At 75.7% G+C, this 22,421-nt stretch carries 2 protein-coding genes; both read right to left on the minus strand.

The features are described from left to right. Positions 1-21: 21 nt before the first annotated feature. On the minus strand, positions 22-10,437 hold the full coding sequence (locus OH807_RS00980; RefSeq protein ID WP_406192471.1) for a type I polyketide synthase: 10,416 nt from the start codon (positions 10,435-10,437) through the stop codon (positions 22-24). A 148-nt stretch (positions 10,438-10,585) separates the two neighbouring features. Next, positions 10,586-22,420, minus strand: a complete 11,835-nt coding sequence (locus OH807_RS00985; protein WP_406210613.1) for an SDR family NAD(P)-dependent oxidoreductase — start codon at positions 22,418-22,420, stop codon at positions 10,586-10,588. Position 22,421 lies beyond the last annotated feature (1 nt).

Genomic DNA, 22,421 nt, shown 5'->3' on the forward strand with positions numbered 1-22,421 from the left:
CTCTCCTTCTGCGGCTGTCGGTCAGTCACGTTCGCCGTCCAGGGCCATGCGGACGAGTTCGTCGACGGCCATGCCGTGGATGTCGGCGGCGGGAGCCGGTGTACCCGGTCGGTCGGCGAGGTCCAGGAGCGCGTCGAGGAGACCGGCCCGACGCAGTGCGGCGGGTGGGATCGCGGCGAGCAGGGAGCTGATCTCGTGGTCCGCGCGGTCCGCCCGGCCCGTCGTCCCGGCGGCCTTCCCGGTGGCGGTGGGGCCGCCCGGCCCGTCGGGTACCAGGCGCCCGGCGAGGTGGGCGGCGACGGCGGCCGGGGTGGGGTGGTCGAAGACCAGGGTCGCGGGCAGCCGACGGCCGGTGGCGGCGCTGAGCCGGTTGCGGAGTTCGACGGAGGTGAGCGAGTCGAAGCCGAGGTCCTTGAACGCCTGGTCCGGGTCGATGGTCCCGCCTGCGCCGTGGCCGAGGACGTCGGCGCTCCGGCTCCGTACCAGGTCGAGCAGGGTGGCGACGCGCTCCTCCGGGGTGAGGCCGGTCAGCCGGCGGCGCAGCGAGTCCGCTTCGGCGGCGTCCGCCCCGGAGGCGGGGCGGCGTGCGGCGCCGGGGACGAGGGCGGAGAGCAGGGCCGGGACCGGTGCGGTCCGGGCCGCCGTCCGGAGCCGGCCGAGGTCGATCTTGACCGGGACGAGCAGCGGTTCGTCCAGGGCGAGCGCCGCGTCGAACAGTGCCAGGCCTTCTTCGCTGCCGATGGCCGCGGTGCCTCCCCGGGACATCCGCCGCAGGTCGGCGGCGGTGAGCGTTCCGGTCATGGTGCTGCGGCGCGCCCACAGGCCCCAGGCCAGTGACTGGGCGGGCAGGTTCAGCGCCCGGCGGTGCTGGGCGAGCGCGTCGAGGAAGGCGTTGGCGGCCGCGTAGTTGCCCTGCCCGGCGTTGCCGACCGTGGCGGACGCGGAGGAGAACAGGACGAAGGCCGACAGCGGCAGATCACGGGTGAGGGCGTGCAGGTTGAGGGCCGCGTCGACCTTGGGCCGCAGGACGTGGCGCATCCGTTCGGGAGTCAGCGACTCGACCGTCCCGTCGTCCAGGACGCCGGCCGCGTGGACGACCGCGCTCAGCGGACGGCCGGCGGGGATGCCGGCGAGCAGGGCGGCGAGCGCGTCCCGGTCGGCGACGTCACAGGCCTCCACGTCCACCCGGGCGCCGAGTCCGCGCAGTTCGGCGGCGAGGTCGGCCAGGCCCGGGGCGTCCGCGCCGCGCCTGCCGACGAGCAGCAGGTTCCGTACGCCGCGCGCGGTCACGAGGTGCTGTGCCACCAGGCCGCCGAGCGCGCCGCCGGCCCCGGTGACGAGGACGGTTCCCCCGGCGGCGGCGATACCGGACGGTGTGTCCGGGTCCGGGCCCGGGAGCGCGTCCGTTCCCGGGGCCGGGTCCGTGGCGGTGGTGGCCCTGGTGAGGCGGGCGGCGAGGAGTTGTCCGCCGCGGATCGCCAGTTGGGGTTCGGTTCCGGCCAGTGCCCGGGGCAGCAGGCCGGCCACGGCGGCCGGGTCGTCGGTGTCGATCAGCAGGAAGCGGTCCGGGTGCTCGGACTGGGCGGAGCGGACGAGGCCGCGGACCGCGGCGCCGGTGAGGTCGGTGACCTCCTCACCGGCCGCCGTGGAGACGGCCCCCCGGGTGACGAGGACGAGCCGGGTTCCGTCGTCCCACCGCGGGTCGGCCAGCCAGTCCTGGACGAGCCGCAGGGCGTCGTCCAGTGCGGTGTGCACGGATGCGGCGTCGGGCGGGGACGGGAGGGGCGGGGTGTGGTCGCACCAGGCCAGCACCGCGGCGGGCGGCGGCGCTCCCCCGTCCAGCGCGGCACCGAGCGCGGCCAGGTCCGGATGGCTGTCCGGGAAGAGTTCCCCGCCGCCGAGGACGGCCCAGGGCCCGCGGGGCGCGGCGGGTGCGGTGGCGGGCGCCGCCGACCACTGCAGCCGGTAGAGGGATTCCGGGCCTCCGCCCGGGCGGAGGGTGTCGAGGTCGACCGGGCGGACGGCGAGCGCCTCGACCGACGCGACCGGGAGGCCGTTCGGGTCGGTCGCGTCGATCGACACCGATCCGTCCGCCCGGAAGCCGAGCCGTACCCTGAGCGCGGTGGCTCCGGAGGCGTGCAGCCTGACTCCGCTCCAGGAGAACGGCAGTCCGGCGGACGGCCGGTCCGGGCCCGGTCCGGTTTCCGGCCGAGCGCGCAGGAACAGTCCCTGGAGGGCGGCGTCCAGGAGGGCGGGGTGCACGCCGAAGGCCGGGGCGGACCGGTGCTGGTCCTCGGGCAGGCGTACCTCGGTGAAGATCTCGTCACCCCGGCGCCAGGCAGTGGTGAGCCCGCGGAAGGCGGGTCCGTAGCCGTAGCCGGAGGCGTGGAACCGCTCGTACAGGTCGTCGACGGCGATCGGGACGGCACCGGGCGGGGGCCAGGAGCCGGCGCCGTCCGGTACGGGTGCGGGCGGCGGGTTGCCGGTCGTGGCGGCGCCGGTGAGTCCGCCGGTCGCGTGCGCGGTCCAGTGCGGGGTCGCCGCGTCCTCGCGGCAGGAGAACACGTCCAGGGAGCGGTTGCCGTGCGCGTCCGCGGCGCCGACCCGCACTTGCAGCCGAACGGCGGCGTCGGCGGGTATCAACAGCGGTGACTGGAGCGTCAGTTCTTCCACCGTGTGGCAACCGGCCTCGTCCGCGGCGCGTACGGCCAGTTCCGCGAAGGCCGCGCCGGGCAGCAGGACCGTACCGGCCACGGCGTGGTCGGCGAGCCAGGGGTGGGTACGGAGCGACAACCGGCCGCTGAGCAGCAGTTCACCCGTGTCGGCCAGCTCGACGGCCGCTCCGAGGATGGGGTGGTCGGCCGGGTCGAGCCCGGCCGAGCCCACATCGGCCGCCGTGGTGGGCGCCGGCTCGGGCCAGTAGCGGGTGCGTTGGAAGGCGTACGTCGGCAGCTCGACCCGCCGCGCCCCCGGGAACGCACCCGACCAGTCCACCCCCAACCCGCACTCCCACCCACGACCCACCGACCGCAACACCTGCGCCGGGCCGCCCTCCCCCCGACGCAACGTCCCCAACACCACCGCCTCCACACCCGCGGCCTCCACCGACTCCCCCACCGCAACCGACAACACCGCATGCGGACTCGACTCGACGAAGAACCGGAAACCCTCCCCCAACAACGCCGCCGTCGCCCGCCCGAACTCGACGGTCTCCCGCAGATTCCGGTACCAGTACTCCGCGTCCAGAGCCTCCATGCCCAGCCGGCCACCCGTCACCGTCGAGAAGAACGGCACCGAACCCGCGACAGGGGCGATGCCGTCCAGCTCGGACAGCAGGCGCTCGCGGATCTCCTCCACGTGCCCGGAGTGCGACGCGTAGTCGACCTCGATCAGACGCGCCCGCACCCCCTCCCCCTGGAGTTCCTCGACCAGTGCCGTGACCGCGTCCGCATCACCCGACACCACCGTCGACGACGGACCGTTCACCGCCGCCACCGACAACCGCCCCACCCACGAAGCGATCCGCTCCCGCACCACCTCCACCGGCAACGGCACCGACGCCATCCCACCCCGCCCCGCCAGCACCGCCACCGCACGCGAACGCAACGCGACCACCCGCGCCCCGTCGTCGAGACTCAGACCACCCGCCACCACAGCCGCGGCGATCTCACCCTGGGAGTGACCGACCACCGCGTCCGGGACGACACCGAACGAACGCCACACCTCCGCCAGCGACACCATCACCGCCCACAGCACCGGCTGCACCACATCGACCCGCGCCAGCAGCGCCTCCGAGCCCAGCGCCTCCGCCAACGACCAGTCGACATAGGGCGCCAGCGCCCGCTCGCACTCCGCCATCCGCTCCGCGAACACCGCCGATCCGGCCAGCAGCTCCGCGGCCATCCCCACCCACTGCGAACCCTGACCCGGGAACACCAACACCGAACGACCGTCGACCGTGCGACCGCCGTCCCCCGCTCCCGAGTCGTCGTCGGCCATCCGGCCCAGCAGGGTGTGGAGTTGCTCCCGGTTCCCGATCAGTGCCTTCCGGTACTCGAAGGCGGAGCGCGCGTGCAGAGCGGACCCGATGTCGCGCGGGTCGGGTACGGGGCCGCCGTCCAGGTGGCGGCGTAGCCGGTCGGCCTGGAAGCGCAGTGCCTGCGGGCTCTTCGCCGACAACAGCCAGGGCACCGCCGGCAGGGGGGTGCGGTCGGCCGGCGGGCCGTCGTCCTCCAGCGGGGTGTGTTCGAGGATGGTGTGGACGTTGGTGCCGCTCAGGCCGAAGGAGGACACCCCGGCCCGCAAGGGGCGACCGTGGAGCGGCCAGGGCTGCTGCTCGGTCGCGAGGGCCAGCGCTCCGCGCGTCCAGTCGACGTGCCCGGAGGGCCTGCCGACGTGCAGGGTGCGGGGCACCTGCCCGTGGTGCATGGACAGCACCGTCTTGATGACCCCGGCCACACCCGATGCCGCCTGGGAGTGGCCGAGGTTGGACTTGAGGGAGCCGACCAGCAGGGGCCGTTCGGCGGGCCGGTCCTGGCCATAGGTGGCCAGCAGGGCCTGCGCCTCGATGGGGTCGCCGAGGGTGGTGCCGGTGCCGTGCGCCTCCACCACGTCCACCTCGGACGCCGTCAGCCCCGCGTCCGCCAGCGCCGCCCGGATCACCCGCTGCTGGGAGGGGCCGTTGGGGGCGGAGAGTCCGTTACTGGCCCCGTCCTGGTTGACGGCGGAGCCGCGTACCACCGCCAGGACCGGGTGTCCGTTGCGGCGGGCGTCCGACAGCCGCTCCAGCAGCAGAACGCCGACCCCTTCGCCCATGCCCATGCCGTCCGCGTCGTCCGAGAAGGCCTTGCAGCGGCCGTCCTCGGCGAGTCCCCGCTGACGGGAGAAGCTGATGAGGGCGCCGGGGGTCGCCATCACGGCGACGCCGCCGACCAGGGCGAGCGAGCAGTCGCCGCCACGCAGCGCCCGGCCTGCGAGGTGCATGGCGACGAGTGAGGAGGAGCAGGCCGTGTCGATGGTGACCGCGGGGCCTTCGAGGCCCAGGGTGTAGGCGACCCGGCCGGATACGACGCTGGGTGCGCTGCCGGTGAGCAGGTGGCCTTCGCCTTCCTCCGACCGGGCGACGACGGCCGCGTAGTCGGCGTAGTTGACGCCGGTGAACACACCGGTGCGGCTGCCGCGCAGGGCGGCCGGGTCGATGGCGGCGCGTTCGATCGCCTCCCAGGTGGTTTCCAGGAGCAGCCGCTGCTGCGGGTCCATGGCCAGGGCCTCGCGCGGCGAGATGCCGAAGAACTCCGCGTCGAAGTCGGCGGCGTCGTGGAGGAAGCCGCCCCGCCGGGTGGTCGATGTGCCGGGGCGGTCGGGGTCGGGGTCGTAGAGGGCTTCGACGTCCCAGCCGCGGTCGGTGGGGAAGTCCGAGACGGCATCGCCGCCGTCGGCGAGCAGGCGCCACAGGTCTTCCGGGGTGCCGATGCCGCCGGGGAGGCGGCAGGCCATGGAGACGATCGCGATCGGCTCGTCGTCGGGCGCGGGCGGGCGCGCGGCGGCGTCCGAGCCCGAGGGGTCCGGGTCGGAGGGGCGCGGCTCGGTAGCCTGCCGGCCGAGCAGTTCGGCGCGGATCTCCTGGGCGAGCGCGGTGGCCGAGGGGTGGTCGAAGATCAGGGTGGACGGCAGCCGCAGTCCGGTGGCGGTGTTGAGCCGGTTGCGGAGTTCGACCGCGGTGAGGGAGGCGAAGCCCATCTCCTGGAAGGCCCTGCCGGGCCGGATCGCGTCCGCCGTGGGATGGCCGAGGACGGCTGCCGCGTGGGTGCGGACCAGGTCGAGCAGCAGGCGGTGCTGTTCGGATGCGCCCAGGGCGGCGAGCCGTTGGCGCAGCAGGTCGGCGGCGGGTGCCACCGTGTCGCCGGTCGTGGCCTCCAGGGCGCGGCGGGCTTCGGGGATGCCGGTGAGCAGCGGGCTGGGGCGGGTGGAGGTGAAGACGGCGGCGAACCGCTCCCAGTCGACGTCGGCGACGGCGAGTACGGTCTCGTCGTCGTCCAGTGCCTGTTGCAGGGCGTGGACCGCGAGGTCCGGGGCGATCCGGGGCAGGCCGTGCTGCTCCAGTTTGAACAGGTCGGCGTCCTCGCCGGCGATGCGGTCCTGCCAGGGGTTCTCGGCCTGCCAGATGCCCCAGTCGACGGTGGTGGCGGTGAGGCCGCGCGCCCGGCGGTGCTGGGCCAGGGCGTCGAGGTAGGCGTTGGCCGCGGCGTAGGCGCCGTGGTCGCCGCTGCCCCAGACCCCGGCGATCGAGGAGAACAGGACGAAGGCGTCGAGTTCGCGGTCGAGCAGGGCGTCGAGGTGCTCGGCGCCGGCGGCCTTGGCGGCGACGATCTGTTCGAACGCGGACATCGGTGTGCCGTCCAGGGGGGCGAGCGCGACGAAGGCGGCCGCGTGGACGACCGCGGTGACCGGGTCACCCGCCGTCTCCAGACCGGTGAGCAGCGCCGATACGGCCTGACGGTCCGCCAGGTCGCAGACGGGCAGGGTCAGTCGTACGCCGAGGGCGGCCAGTTCCGCGGCTAGTTCGGCCGCGCCGGGGGCCCGGTGGCCACGGCGGCCGGGCAGGACGAGGTGCTCGGCACCGCTGCGGGCCAGCCAGCGGGCGAGGTGCGGGCCGACGGCCCCGGTCCCGCCGGTCAGCAGGACGGTGCCGCGGGGCTTCCAGTGCCCCGTACGGGCGTCGTTCCGGACGTCGTTCCGGGCGTCGTTCCGGACGTCGTTCCGGGCGTCGTTCCGGGGGGCGCGCCGGAGGCGGCGGGCCAGCACGCCGGTGGGGCGCAGGGCGAGCTGGTCCTCGCGGCCGGCGCCGTCCGTGCCGGCGCCGGGTCCGGAGGCCGTCAGTACGGCGGCGAGCCGGGTCCTGGCGCGGGCGTCGAGGTCCGGCGGCAGGTCGATGAGTCCGCCCCAGCGGGCGGACAGTTCCAGCGCGGCCACCAGTCCGGTGCCCCAGACCAGTGCCTGGCGGGGGTGGGTGACCGGGTCGTCCGGGCCCGTGGACACGGCCCCGGCGGTGGCACACCAGAGGGGTGCCGTGAGGGCGAGGTCGCCCAGCGCCTGCACCAGGGCGACGGTGAGTGCCGTCCCGGTGGGCAGGGCCGGGTGGTCGGGGTGGGGCTGGTCGGCGGCGGCCAGCAGCGACAGCACGCCCGTCGGGACGCGGTCGCCGAGGGCGGTGGCGAGCGTGTCCGCGAGGTCCGTGCGGCGGACGGCGTCGGCCGTGAGTCCGGCCGTGACGACGGTGGCGCCCGCTTCGGTGAGGGCGAGCAGCGAACCGCGTACCCGTGCGTCGTCGTCGTGGCCGGCGGGCAGGACGACGAGCCAGGTGCCGGCGGCGGCGGTGGCGGCCGGGCGGTCGGGCAGGGTCTGCCAGCCGATGCGGTAGCGCCAGGAGTCGATGACGCTCTCGTCGCGCCGCTGTTTGCGCCAGCCGCGCAGGGCCGGCAGGACGGGAGCGAGGGCGTCCTCGTCGACGGCGAGGTGCGCGGCGATCTCGGCCGGGGCCTCGTGGTCGACCATGTGCCAGAAGGCCGTGTCGTGCGGGTCGGCGGCGGCCGGTCCGGCGTCGGGCACCGCCTCCGGCTCCAGCCAGTAGCGCCGCAGCTGGAAGGGGTATCCGGGCAGGGCGGTCGGGCGGGCACCGGTACCGGCGTACACCGCGGACCAGTCGACGGCCGCGCCCGCCACCCACAGTTCGGCGGCCGAGCACAGGGCCCGGCGCAGTCCGCCGTCGTCGCGGCGCAGGGTGCCGACGACCACGGGCGGCTCCGCTGCGCCGGTGGCCTCGGCGGTGTCCTGGAGGGCCATGGTCAGCACCGGGTGCGGCGACACCTCGACGAAGACCTCGTGGCCCTGCTCGACCAGGGCGCGTACGGCCGCGTCGAAGCGGACGGTCCCGCGGAGGTTGCGGTACCAGTAGTCGGCGTCCATGGCCGTGGTGTCGAGCCGGTCACCGGTGACGGTGGAGTACAGCGGGATCCGGGCCGGAAGCGGGCGCACGCCGGCCAGCGCGGCGAGCACCTCGGCCCGGATCCGTTCGACCTGGGCCGAGTGCGAGGCGTAGTCCACGGGCACGGACCGGGCCCGTACGCCCTGGGCGGCACAGTGGGCGAGGAATTCGGCCAGGGCCCCGGTCTCCCCCGAGACCACCACGGCGGCGGGCCCGTTGACGGCGGCCAGCGACAGCTTCTCGGCCCAGGGGGCGATCGCGGCGCGGACCCGGTCCTCGGGCAGGGAGACCGCGACCATGCCGCCGAGTCCGGCCAGCGCCCGGATGGCCCGGCTGCGCAGGGCGACGACCTTCGCCCCGTCCTCCAGGCTCAGCGCTCCCGCCACCACGGCGGCGGCGATCTCTCCCTGGCTGTGCCCGACCACGGCGTCGGGCCGGACGCCCCAGGACTCCCAGTGCGCGGCCAGTGACACCATCACCGCCCAGAGCACCGGCTGCACCACGTCCACCCGTTCCAGGGACGGTGCCCCGGGCGCGCCTTCCAGGACGGCGGGGAGCCGCCAGTCGACATGGGCGCGGAGGGCGGCGTCGCAGGCGGCGAGGCGGTCCCGGAAGACGGGGCTGGTGGCGAGCAGGTCCCGCGCCATGCCGGCCCACTGGGAGCCCTGGCCGGGGAACACCAGTGCCGTCCGGCCCTCGACGACCCGGCCGGTGCCCGCGACGAGGTCAGCGGCCGCGGCCGGAGCCGGAGCCGGGCCGGGAGCCGGGGCGGTGGGCAGGTCCGTGCCCGGTCCGGACAGGGCGGCGAGCCCGTTCAGCAGTGCGGGGTACCCGTCGCCGATCACCACGGCCCGGTGTTCGAAGGCGGACCGGGTCGTCGCCAGCGAGAACCCGATGTCGGCCGGCCGTGCGGGTGCCTCCGTGCCGAGCCGGGCGCGCAGCCGGGCCGCCTGGTCCCCGAGCGCGGACGCGGTGCGGCCGGACAGCACCCAGGGCAGCACGGCCCCGGGCGCGCCCGGCCCGGCCACGGTGTCCGGTCCGGTCACTGATTCCGGTCCGGTCACTGCTTCCGGTCCGTCGGCCGGTTCCGGCTCCGGTGCCTGTTCGAGGACGACGTGCGCGTTGGTGCCGCTCATGCCGAACGAGGACACCCCGGCCCGGCGCGGCCGGTCGACGGCGGGCCAGTCGCGGGCCTCGGTGAGGAGTTCGACGGCGCCCGAGGACCACTCGGCGTGCGGGGTGGGCGCGTCCACGTGCAGGGTGCGCGGGAGCACACCGTGCCGCAGTGCGAGGACCGTCTTGATGACCCCGGCGACCCCGGCCGCGGCCTGGGTGTGCCCGATGTTCGACTTCAGCGACCCCAGCCACAGCGGACGCCCGGCGGGCCGGTCCTGCCCGTACGTGGCCAGCAGCGCGTCGGCCTCGATCGGGTCGCCGAGGGTGGTGCCGGTGCCGTGCGCCTCCACCGCGTCCACCTCACCGGCGGTCAGGCCCGCGTCGGCGAGGGCCGCCCGGATCACGCGCTGCTGGGAGGGACCGTTGGGGGCGGTCAGGCCGTTGCTGGCGCCGTCCTGGTTGATCGCCGAACCGCGCAGCACGGCCAGCACCGTACGGCCGTTGCGGCGCGCGTCCGACAGCCGCTCCAGCAGCAGCATCCCCACGCCCTCGCCCCAGCCGGTGCCGTCCGCGGCCGCCGCGAACGACTTGCAGCGGCCGTCGGAGGACATCGCGCCCTGCCGGCTGAACTCGACGAACACCGCGGGCAGCGCCATCACGGTGACCCCGCCGGCGAGGGCGAGCGAGCACTCGCCGGCCCGCAGGGCTCGCGCCGCGAGGTGCAGCGCCACCAACGAGGCCGAACAGGCGGTGTCCACGGTGACGGCGGGGCCTTCGAGGCCGAGCGCGTAGGCCACCCGCCCGGACATCACGCTCATCGAGTTCCCCGTCATCAGGAACCCCTGGACGGCTTGGGCGGCGCCGGAGCCGAGCGTCGCGTACCCCTGGTCGATGGCCGCGGCGTACACCCCGGTACGGCTGCCCCGCAGGGTGAGCGGGTCGATGCCGGCCTGCTCGACGGCCTCCCAGGACGTCATCAGCAGCAGCCGCTGCTGCGGGTCCATCGCGACCGCCTCACGGGGCGAGATGCCGAAGAACTCCGGGTCGAAGTCGGCCGCGCCGTCCAGGAACGCCCCCCGCCCGGGGACGGTGCCGCCGGACGGCCAGGCGTTCTCCCAGCCCCGGTCGCCGGGCACGGGCGCGATGGTGTCGCGGCCTTCGGCGACCAGTTCCCACAGGTCCTCCGGGGTGCGGACACCGCCGGGGAAGCGGCAGCTCATCGCCACGATCGCGATCGGCTCGCTCGCGCGGGCCTCGGCCTCCCGGAGCCGCTGCCGGGTGTCCCGCAGGTCGATGGTCACCCGGTTGAGGTAGTCGCGCATCCTCTGGTCGCTCACTGGACACCGCTGCTTTCGTCTCGGGCTGCTCGGGTCTCGTCTCGGGATGCGCGGGGTGCGCGGGGTGCGTGCACGCCGTGGACGGCGCGGACGCCGTGGACGGCGCGGACGGCGCGGACGGCGCGGACGGCGCGGACCGCTGCCCCGGTCATGCGGATCCCAACTGCCGGTCGATGTAGTCGAACACCTCGTCGTCGCTGGCCGCCTCGATCAGGTCGGGGGCCAGGTCGTCCACGTCGCCCGCGGGGCCGGCGGTGGTGGCCGGTGTCCCGCCGGGCAGCAGGCGGGACAGCACCTCCCGTATCCGCGCGGCGAGTTCGTCGCCGACACCGGCCGGCGGCAGGGCGTCGAGCAGGGTCTCCAGGGTGTCGAGCCCGGCCCGGACCGCCGCGTCGCCCGTCGGGCGGGCGGCGGTGGCCCGCTCGGCGAGGTGGCGTGCCAGTGCCTCCGGGGTGGGGTGGTCGAACACGAGCGCGGCCGGCAGCCGCAGCCCGGTCGAGGACGCCAGCCGATTGCGCAGTTCGACCCCGGTGAGGGAGTCGAAGCCGACGTCCTTGAACGGACGGGACGGGCGGACCAGGTTCGGCGAGCTGTGGCCGAGCACCGCCGCGGCGGTGCCGCGCACCAGGTCGAGCAGGGTCCGGTGCAGCTCGGCCTCGGGCAGCTCGGCGAGCCGGCGCGCCATCGAACGGGCCGGTGCCGCGGCGGAGGCGGCGCCGGCACGGGCGGGGCGGACCAGGCCTCGCAGCACGGCGGGCAGCCGGTCGTCCGCCCGCAGCACGGACGGGGCGATCCTGGCCGCGAGCCGGTAGGCGTACGGGGAGTCCAGCGCCGCATCGAACAGGGCGAGGCCCTCCGCCGAGGTCAGCGCGCCCGCCCCGGCGCCCCGGCCCGCGGTGACCGCGGCGGTCATCCCGCTGCGCTCCTCCCACAGGCCCCAGCCGATGGACAGGCCGGGCAGCCCCTCGGCCCGGCGTTCGGCGGCGACGGCGTCGAGGACCGCGTTGGCGGCGGCGTAGTTCGCCTGCCCGGCCGCGCCGAACTGGGCGGCGCCCGAGGAGAACAGGACCAGCGCCGCGAGGTCGAGGTCCCGGGTGAGTTCGTGCAGGGCCAGCGCCGCGTCCGCCTTGGGCCGCAGGACGCGGTCGAGCCGGTCCGGGGTCAGCCCGGCGATCGTGGCGTCGTCCAGGACACCGGCCGCGTGGACGACGGCGGTCAGCGGGTGCGCGGCGGGCACCGACCCGAGCAGGGCGGCGAGCGCGGCGCGGTCGGCAACGTCGCAGGCGGCGACGGTGACCGACGCCCCGAGCCCGGTCAGCTCCCGCACCAGCTCCGGCATTCCGTCGGCGGAGCCGCCCCGGCGGCCCGCCAGCAGCAGGTGCCGGGTGCCGTGCGCGACGACCAGGTGCCGGGCCAGGAGCCGTCCCAGGGTACCGGTGGCCCCGGTGACCAGGACGGTCCCTTCGGGGTCCGGCGGAGCGGGCAGCAGCAGGACGTTCTTGCCGACGCCCCGGGCCTGGCCGAGCGAGCGCAGGGCGGCCGGGGCCTGCCGGACGTCCCAGCCGGTGACGGGCAGGGGACGCAGCACTCCCTGCTCGAACAGGTCCAGGACGTCGGCGAGCATCTCGCCGATGCGCTCCGGACCGGCCTCCATCAGGTCGAACGCGCGGTAGCGCACCCCGGGGTGCTGCCGGGCGACCGTCCCGGGGTCGCGGACGTCGGTCTTGCCCATCTCCACGAACCGGCCGCCGTTCGGCAGCAGCCGCAGACCGGCGTCGACGAACTCCCGCGCCAGGCTGTCGAGTACGACGTCGACGCCCTGCCCGCCGGTGGCCGTCAGGAACTTCTCGGCGAAGTCGGTGGTACGGGTCGAGGCGATGTGCGCGTCGTCCAGCCCGCCGGCCCGCAGGACGTCCCACTTGGCCGGGGAGGCGGTCGCGAACACCCGCGCACCGGCGTGCCGGGCGAGCTGCACCGCCGCCATGCCGACACCGCCGGCCGCGGAGTGGACCAGTACCGATTCCCCGCGCCGCAGTCCGCCGAGATCGAACAGACCGTAGTAGGCGGTGAGGAACACCACCGGCACGGATGCGGCGCGGGCGAACGACCAGCCCGCCGGTATCCGGGCGACGGTGCGGCGGTCGGCGACGGCGGTCGGGCCGAAGGCGCCCCCGAAGACACCCATCACCCGGTCCCCGGGCACCAGGTCGTCCACACCCGGGCCCACCTCGACGACGGTGCCGGCGCCCTCGCTGCCCAGGCCCTGCTGTTCGGGGTCGGGGTCCAGGCCGAGCGCGGCGATGACGTCGTGGAAGTTCAGCCCGGCGGCGCGCACCGCGATCCGTACCTCGCCCTTGCCCAGCGGGGCGAAGGCCGCGGGAGCGGGCTCCGCCACGATGTCCTCCGGCGAGCCCCGGCCGTCGGTGGTGAGCCGCCAGGCGCGGCCGTCCGGCAGGGACAGCGTGCCGTCCGGCCGGCCGCCGCGGACCATCCTCGGCAGCAGCGGCGGGCCGGTCCGCAGCGCGAGCTCGGGTTCCCCTGCGGCGAGCGCCGCGGCCAGGGCGTCCGCCGGCTCACCCGTCCCGGCCGCGTCGATGAGGACGAAGCGCCCGGGGTGCTCGGCCCGCGCGCTGCGCACCAGGCCCCACAGGGCGGCCTGGGCGGGATCGACGGGACGGTCGACCGGTCCGGTGCGGACCGCGTCCCTGGTGAGCAGGGCCAGCCTGGCCGCGGCGAACCGCTCGTCGGCCAGCCACTGCTGTACGAGGGCGAGGCCCTGGTGCGCGGTGGCGCGGACCCGGTCGGCGGGGTCGGGCAGGTCCGCCGTGGCGATGGTCGCCACGACCACCTCGGGGAGGGCGGCCCCCGCTCCGAGGGCGGCCCCCAGGGCGTCGATGTCCTGCCATGACACCGCTCCGGGGACGGCGCCGCCGAGGGCGGCCCAGGTGGGCACAGCGCCGACGGCCGGGTCGGTGGCCGGGGTCCAGTCGAGGCGGTACAGCAGGCCGGCGGGGGCGCTCGCGGAGAGCGGCCCGCCCGCGGCCGGAGGCCGCAGCAGCAGGGCCTCCACACCGAGCACCTGCCGTCCGGACAGGTCGTGGGCGTGCAGGGTCACGGCGTCCGGCGCGTCGGCGGCGAGCCGCACGCGCAGCGTGGTGGCCCCGGTGATCCCGCCGGTCACACCGTTCCAGCTGAAGGGCAGCCGGGCCCGGCCGTCCTGGTCGGGCAGCAGTGCGGCGGTCTGGAGGGCCGCGTCCAGCAACGCGGGGTGCAGCACGCATCCGGCGGCGTCGGCGTGCTGCGGCTCCGGCAGCACCACCTCGGCGAACACCTCACCGCCGCGGAGCCACGCGGCACGGATGCCGCGGAAGGCGGGGCCGTAGTGGTAGCCGGCCTCGGCGAAGCGCTCGTAGAGGTCGCCGGTGTCCACGGGTTCGGCACCGGACGGCGGCCAGCTCAGCAGACCGGCCGCGGCTCCGGCGGGGTCGTCCCCGGCGGGCCGCGGTGCCAGGGTGCCGGTGGCGTGCTCGGTCCAGGGCGCGTCGGCGTCCCGTGTCGTACGGGCGAACACGCCGAGCCTGCGCCGACCGTCGCCGTCGGGCGCACCGACCCGGAGCTGAAGGTGGACGGCTCCCTCGCCCGGGAGCACGCACGCCGATCCGAGGGTGAGTTCCTCGACCACCGGGCAGTCCGCCTCGGCCCCGGCGCGCAGCGCGAGTTCGAGAAAGGCCGTGCCGGGGAGGAGGACGACGCCCGACACCGCGTGGTCGGCGAGCCAGGGGTGGGTGTCCAACGAGATCCGGCCGCTGAGCAGCAGTTCATCGGAGTCCGCGACCTGCATCGCCGCACCGAGCAGCGGGTGCCCGGTCGTGGCGAGACCCGCCGAGGCGATGTCCCAGCTGGTGGTCGGAACGTCGAGCCAGTAGCGGGTGCGCTGGAAGGCGTACGTCGGCAGGTCGACCCGCCGCGCCCCCGGGAACGCACCCGACCAGTCCACCCCCAACCCGCACTCCCACCCACGCCCCACCGACCGCAACACCTGCGCCGGGCCGCCTTCCCCCCGACGCAACGTCCCCAACACCACCGCCTCCACACCCGCGGCCTCCACCGACTCCCCCACCGCAACACCCAGCACCGCATGGGGACTCGACTCGACGAAGAACCGGAAACCCTCCCCCAACAACGACGCCGTCGCCCGCCCGAACTCGACGGTCTGCCGCAGGTTGCGGTACCAGTACTCCGCGTCCAGAGCCTCCGTGTCCAGCCGGCCACCCGTCACCGTCGAGAAGAACGGCACCGAACCCGCCAGAGGGGCGATGCCGTCCAGCTCGGAAAGCAGACGCTCGCGAATCCCCTCCACGTGCCCGGAGTGCGACGCGTAGTCGACCTCGATCAGACGCGCCCGCACCCCCTCCCCCTGGAGTTCCTCCACCAGTGCCGCCACCGCGTCCGCATCACCCGACACCACCGTCGACGACGGACCGTTCACCGCCGCCACCGACAACCGCCCCACCCACGAAGCGATCCGCTCCCGCACCACCTCCACCGGCAGAGGAACCGACGCCATCCCACCCCGCCCCGCCAGCACCGCCACCGCACGCGAACGCAACGCGACCACCCGCGCCCCGTCGTCGAGACTCAGACCACCCGCCACCACAGCCGCGGCGATCTCACCCTGCGAATGGCCGACCACCGCGTCCGGAACAACACCGAACGAACGCCACACCTCCGCCAGCGACACCATCACCGCCCACAACACCGGCTGCACCACATCGACCCGCGCCAACAGGGCCTCCGAACCCAGCGCCTCCGCCAACGACCAGTCGACATAGGGCGCCAGCGCCCGCTCGCACTCCGCCATCCGCTCCGCGAACACCACCGACCCGGCCAGCAGCTCCGCGGCCATCCCCACCCACTGCGAACCCTGACCCGGGAACACCAACACCGAACGACCGGAAACCAACCCGCCGCCAGACACCGCAGCACCCTGTGACAGCGCGGTCAGGTGCTCGGCAAGGTTCTCCTCCGTCCCTACCAGCACCGCGCGGTGTCCCAGCGCGCTGCGGCCGGTGGCCAGGGAGTAGGCCACGTCCACGGCGCGGACGCCCGACCCGTCCTGGATCCGGGCCGACAGCGCCGCGGCCTGGGCGCGCAGCGCCTCCGGACTGCGCGCCGAGAGGAGCAGGGGGACGGCGGCGGGGACGGTCTCCGGTGTCCCGGACCCGTCGACGTGCGTGTCCGCGGAAGTTGTCGGGTCGGCCGGGGCCTGTTCGAGAATGACGTGGGCGTTGGTGCCGCTGACGCCGAAGGCGGACACACCGGCCCGGCGCGGACGGCCCGTGTCGTCCCAGGCGCGGGCCTGGGAGAGGATCTCCACGGCTCCCGCCGACCAGTCCACCATGGGCGTGGGGCCGTCCACGTGCAGCGTCCTCGGCATCACGCCGTGCCGCAGGGCGAGCACCGACTTGATGACCCCCGCCACACCCGCGGCCGCCGAGGTGTGGCCGATGTTGGACTTCAGCGAGCCGATCCACACCGGACGGTCCGCCGGCCGCTCCTGCCCGTACGTCGCCAACAGGGCCTGCGCCTCGATCGGGTCGCCCAACCGCGTCCCCGTACCGTGCGCCTCCACCACGTCCACCTCGGACGCCGACAACCCCGCATCCGCCAGCGCCGCCCGGATCACCCGCTGCTGCGACGGACCGTTCGGCGCCGTCAGACCATTGCTCGCACCGTCCTGATTCACCGCCGAACCACGGATCACCGCCAGCACCGGATGCCCGTGGCGCCGGGCGTCCGACAACCGCTCCACCAGCAGCATGCCCGTGCCTTCACCGAAGGCGGTCCCGTCGGCCGCCGCGGCGAAGGACTTGCAGCGGCCGTCCGGGGCGAGTCCGCCCTGTCGGCTGAACTCGACGAACAGTTCGGGGCTGCACATCACGTTGACGCCGCCGGCCAGGGCCATCGAGCACTCGCCCGACCGCAGCGCCCGCACCGCGAGGTGCAGGGCCACCAGCGAGGACGAGCAGGCCGTGTCCACGGTGACCGCGGGGCCTTCCAGGCCGAAGAAGTAGGCCAGGCGGCCGGAGACGACGCTTCCCGAGTTGCCGGTGCCGAGGAATCCCTCGACGTCCTCGGGGATGTAGGGCAGCAGCCGGGCGGCGTAGTCCTGCTGCATCAGGCCGACGTACGTGCCGACCGGGGCGCCGCGCAGGGTGGCCGGGTCGATGGCCGCGCGCTCGAAGAGTTCCCAGGTGGTCTCCAGCAACAGCCGCTGCTGCGGGTCCATGGCCAGGGCCTCGCGCGGCGAGATGCCGAAGAACTCCGCGTCGAACTCGGCCGCGTCGTGCAGGAATCCACCGTCGCGGGTGACGGACGTCCCGACGCGGTCGGGATCGGGGTCGTAGAGGGTGTCCGGGTTCCAGCCCCGGTCGGTGGGGAAGCCGGACATGCCGTCGCGGCCCTCGGCCAGCATCCGCCACAGGTCCTCGGGTGAGCGGACACCGCCGGGGAAGCGGCAGGCCGCGGAGACGATCGCGATCCGGTCGTCGTCCGCGTCCCGGCTCCGTCCGACCTGCCCGGCGGGCACGACGGCCGTTGCCGTGGCCGCTTCCGTGCCCGTGAGTCCGGCGCCCAGGAAGCCTGCGAGCACCGCCGGGGTCGGGTGGTCGAACACCAGGCTGGCGGGAAGCCTCAGGCCGGTGGCGGCGTTCAGGCGGTTGCGCAGTTCCACCGAGGCCAGCGAGTCGAATCCCAGGTCGCGGAAGGCCCGTCCGGGGTCGAGGGCGTCCGGGGAGGCGTGGCCGAGAACCGCTGCCGCGTGGCTACGGACGAGTTCGACGAGCAGCCGGGTCCGTCCGGTGCCGTCGAGGGCCGCGAGGCGCAGGCGCAGCGCGTTGTCGTCGGCCGCCGCCCCCGCGGCCGTGGCCGCCCGGCGCGGCGGTGTGCGCACCAGGCCGCGCAGCATCGGCGGCAGGGTGCCGTCCGCCGCCGCGGACCGCAGGGCCGCGGTGTCGAGGCGCATCGGGACCAGGGCGGCCCGGTCCACGGTGAGGGCGGTGTCGAAGAGCGCGAGTCCTCGCTCGGTGGGGAGCGGCGGCATCCCGGACCGGGCGAGGCGTCGTACGTCGTCCTCGTCCAGGTGTGCGGTGAGGGCGCTGGGCTGCTCCCACAGGGTCCAGGCCAGGGACTGGCCGGCCAGCCCCGCCGCCCGGCGCCGGACGGCCAGCGCGTCGAGGAAGGCGTTGGCGGCGGCGTAGTTGGCCTGTCCGGGGCCGCCGAAGGTCCCCGCCGCCGAGGAGAAGAGCACGAAGTGCGTGAGGTCGAGATCGCGGGTCAGTTCGTGCAGGTGGAGGGCGGCGTCGACCTTGGGGCGCAGCACGGCGTCCACCCGTTCGGGGGTGAGTGCGGTGACGACGCCGTCGTCGAGGGTGCCTGCGGTGTGGACCACGGCGGTCAGCGGGTGCGCGGGCGGCAGATCCGCGAGTACGGCGGCCAGTGCGCCCCGGTCGGCGGCGTCGCAGGCGACGACGGCGGTCTCGGCTCCCAGCGCGGCGAGTTCGGCCCGCAGCTCTTCGGCTCCGGCGGCGGCCGGGCCGCCGCGGGACAGCAGTAGCAGGTGCCGGACGCCGTGCCCGGTGACGAGGCGGCGGGCGATGTGGGAGCCGAGCAGGCCGGTGCCGCCGGTGATGAGGACCGTGCCGTCCGGGTCGAAGGCCCGGAGGGGCCCTGCCGCATCGTCCGGGAGGTCCGGGTCGTTCCTGAGCACCCGGGCCAGCCGGGGTACGCGGACGTCGTCGCCGCGGACCGCGGACTGCGGTTCTCCCGAGGCGAGGGCCGCGGCGACGCCCGCGGAGGTGCCGTGCTCGTCGTCGGCGTCGAGGTCGAGCAGGGCGAAGCGCCCGGGGTGTTCGGACTGGGCCGAACGGACCAGGCCCCAGAGCGCGCTGTGCGCGGGGTTGGGTACGTCCTCCCCCTCCCCGGCGCCGACCGCGCCCCGGGTGGCGAACACCAGGCGGGAGCCGGCGAAGCGGTCGTCGGCGAGCCAGGTCCGGACGTCGGAGAGGGCCTGCTGGACGGCCGCGCGGACGGCCGCGGCCGGTCCGACCGGGGCCGCGGGCTCCGCGCGGGCGAGCAGGACCGTTTCGGGCACCGGGGCTCCGGCGTCGACGGCGGCCAGCAGCGTGGCCAGGTCCGCGGTGCGGTGGACGGGCGCGCCGCTGCCGCGCGGGGGCGCGGTGACCCACTCCGTCGCGTAGAGGTCCTGATGGCGACGCCCGTGGGGGGCGCGGTCGGCGCCGAGGCCGACCCTGCCCGCGGGCCGCAGGACCAGCCTGTCCACGGTCGCCACGGGGGCGCCGGTCACGTCGGCGACGGCGAGCGTCAGCGCGTCGGGTCCGGCCGGGGTGAGCCGGACGCGGATCGCGCCGGCTCCGGTGGCGTGCAGGGTCACGCCGTTCCAGGAGAACGGCAGCCGTCCCTCGGGACGGGAGTCCGCGCCGGGGGTGCCGGGCACGCCGGTGGCGTGCAGGGCCGCGTCCAGCAGGGCCGGGTGCAGTCCGAAGCGGGCGGCGTCGGGTGCGGGCCCGGCGGGCACGACGGCCTCCGCGAACAGCTCGTCGCCGCGCCGCCAGGCCGCGCGCAGGCCCTGGAAGGCGGGACCGTAGGCGAATCCGCCCGCCGCGAAGCGGTCGTACAGTCCGTCGAGGGCGAGGGGTTCGGCGCCGGGCGGCGGCCAGGGCATCGGCCCGTCGGCCTCCGTGCCTTCCGCGTCGCCCTGGGCCAGGACACCTTCGGCGTGCCTGGTCCACTCGTCGTCGGGGTCGCCGTCGGCGGGTGTGTCCGGCCGGGAGTGCAGGCTGAGCGGGCGGTGGCCCAGGGAGTCGGGGGCGCCCACGGTGAGGCGCAGCACGGTGCCGCCGTGTTCGGGCAGCACCAGGGGGGCTTCGAGGGTGAACTCCTCGACCCGGGGGCAGCCGACGCGGGCTCCGGCCTGGAGTGCGAGTTCCAGGAAGGCGGTGCCCGGGAGCAGTGCCCGGCCGCCGACGGCGTGGTCGGCGAGCCACGGGTGGGTGCGGGCCGACAGGCGGCCGGTGAGGAGCAGGCCGTCGCTGTCGGCGAGGACCACGACGGCGCCCAGCAGCGGATGGTCCGCGGGGGTGAGTCCGGCGGAGGTGACGTCGGCGACGGGCCCGGCGCCGTCCTCCAGCCAGTACGGGTCGCGCTGGAAGGCGTAGGTGGGCAGTTCCACCCGTCCCGGGCGGCGGTCGGCGAAGACGGCGTCCCAGTCCGGGGAGACTCCGCGAAGGTGGAGTTCGGCCAGGGACTCGGTGAACCGGCGCAGTCCGCCGTCGTCGCGGCGCAGGGTGCCCACGGCGGCGGCGTCGGCGCCCGCGTCCTCGGCGGTCTCCAGGATCCCGACGGTGAGGACGGGGTGCGGGCTGCTTTCCAGGAGGACCTGGTAGCCGTCGGCGAGCAGGGCGCGGGTCGCCTGTTCGAAGCGGACGGTCCCGCGGAGGTTGCGGTACCAGTAGTCGGCGTCCAGGGCGGTGGTGTCCTCCAGCAGGCCGCCGGTGAGGGTGGAGTAGAAGGGGACGGCGGACGGGCGGGGGGTCAGTCCGTCGAGCCGGGCGAGCAGTTCGGTGCGGATGTCCTCGACGTGGGCGCTGTGCGAGGCGTAGTCGACGGGGATGCGCCGGCTGCGGATGTCCAGGGCCGCCGTCCGGTCGAGGAACGCGTCGAGCGCGTCGGTGTCGCCGGACACCACGGTGGAGGCGGGTCCGTTGACGGCGGCGACGGAGAGCCGGCCGTCCCAGGGGGCGAGGTGTTCGGCGACCTGTTCGGCGGGCAGCGCCACCGAGGCCATGCCGCCGCGACCGGACAGGGCGCGGATCGCCCGGCTGCGCAGGGCGACGACCCGTGCGGCGTCGTCCAGGGAGAGGGCGCCGGCGACGCAGGCCGCCGCGATCTCGCCCTGGGAGTGGCCGATGACGGCGCCGGGGGTGATGCCGTAGGAGCGCCACAGTTCGGCCAGGGAGACCATGACGGCCCACAGGGCCGGCTGCACGACGTCGACGCGTTCGGCCGGCGGGGTGCCGGGGGCGCCGCGCAGGACGGCTTCCAGGGACCAGTCGACGAAGGGCGCCAGGGCGCGCTCGCAGTCCGCGATGCGGGCGGCGAAGGCGGGGGCGGAGTCGAGGAGTTCGACGGCCATGCCGGCCCATTGGGATCCCTGTCCGGGGAACACCAGCGCGACGGAACCGCCGGTTCCGGCGGTGCCGAGGATCAGGCCGGGGGCGGTGCGGCCGGCCGCCAGGGCGTCGAGGCCGGCCCGGAACCCGTCGGGGTGGGCGCCGACCAGGACCGCCCGGTGCTCGTGCGCGGCGCGGGTCGTCGCGAGGGCGTGGCCGATCTCGGCCGGGCCGGCTCCGGGGTGGGCGCCGAGGTGGTCGCGGAGCCGTGCGGCCTGGGCGCGCAGCGCTTCGGCGGTGCGTCCGGAGAGCACCCAGGGGAGGACGGGTGGCGGTGGGCCGTCGGGGTCCGTGGTGTGCCGGGCGGCGCCCCGGCCGGCGGGGTCTGCGGGGTCCAGGAGGTCCCCGGGTCCGTCCGCCTGTTCCAGGACGACGTGTCCGTTGGTGCCGCTGACGCCGAACGAGGACACCGCGGCCCGGCGCGGCCGCCCGGTCTCGGGCCAGGGGGTGTTGGCGGTGACCAGGCGCACCGCGCCCGCGGTCCAGTCGATCTGCGGGGACGGGTCCTGCGCGTGCAGGGTGGGCGGGACGGTGCCGTGCCGCATGGCGAGGACGGTCTTGATGACGCCGCCGACGCCGGCCGCCGCCTGGGTGTGCCCGATGTTGGACTTCAGCGAGCCGAGCAGCAGCGGCTGCCCGTCCGCGCGGTCCTGCCCGTAGGTGGCCAGCAGGGCCTGGGCCTCGATCGGGTCGCCGAGCGGGGTGCCGGTGCCGTGCGCCTCGACCACGTCCACGTCGGCGGGGGTGAGTCCGGCGTTGGCCAGGGCGTCGCGGATGACGCGCTGCTGGGCGGGGCCGTTGGGCGCGGTGAGCCTGCTGCTGGCGCCGTCCTGGTTGACGGCGGTGCCGCGGATCACGGCGAGGACCGGGTGACCGTTGCGCCGGGCGTCGGAGAGGCGTTCCAGCAGGAGCATGCCGACGCCCTCGCCCCAGCCGGTGCCGTCGGCCCCGGCGGCGAAGGACTTGCAGCGGCCGTCCCGGGCCAGGCCGCCCTGGCGGCTCATCTCCACGAACGGGACGGGTGTCGACATGACCATCGCGCCGCCGGCCAGGGCCAGGGTGCAGTCACCGGTCCGCAGGGCCTGGGCGGCGAGGTGGATGGCGACCAGCGAGGAGGAGCAGGCGGTGTCGATGCTGACCGCCGGGCCCTCCAGGCCGAAGGTGTAGGCGACGCGGCCCGAGGCGACGCTGTCGGAGCTGCCGCTGCCGACGTAGCCGGCCACGTCGTCGGGGACGTGGCGCAGCCGCACCGCGTAGTCCTGGTACATCACTCCGGCGAAGACGCCGGTCCTGCTGCCCCGCAGCGTCGCGGGGTCGATACCGGCCCGTTCGAACGCCTCCCAGGTGGTCTCCAGGAGGAGCCGCTGCTGCGGGTCCATCGCGAGCGCCTCGCGCGGGGAGATCCCGAAGAATCCGGGGTCGAAGTGCCCGACGTCGTCGAGGAAGCCGCCCAGGGCGGTGTGGCTGGTGCCCTCGCGCAGTTGTTCCGGGTCGTCCAGGTGGTCGAGGTCCCAGCCCCGGTCGCGGGGGAAGCCGGTGATGGCGTCGGTGCCGTCGGTGACCAGGCGCCACAGGTCCTCGGGGGACCGTACGCCGCCGGGGTAGCGGCAGCTCATCGCGACGACCGCGATCGGTTCGCGGCCCGCTTCCTCGGCCTCGGTCAGGCGCCGGCGGGTGTGGTGCAGATCCGCCGTCACGCGCTTGAGGTAGTCCCTCAGCCTGTCGTCGTTCACC

This window comes from Kitasatospora sp. NBC_01560, from assembly GCF_045208415.1.
Lineage (GTDB): Bacteria > Actinomycetota > Actinomycetes > Streptomycetales > Streptomycetaceae > Kitasatospora.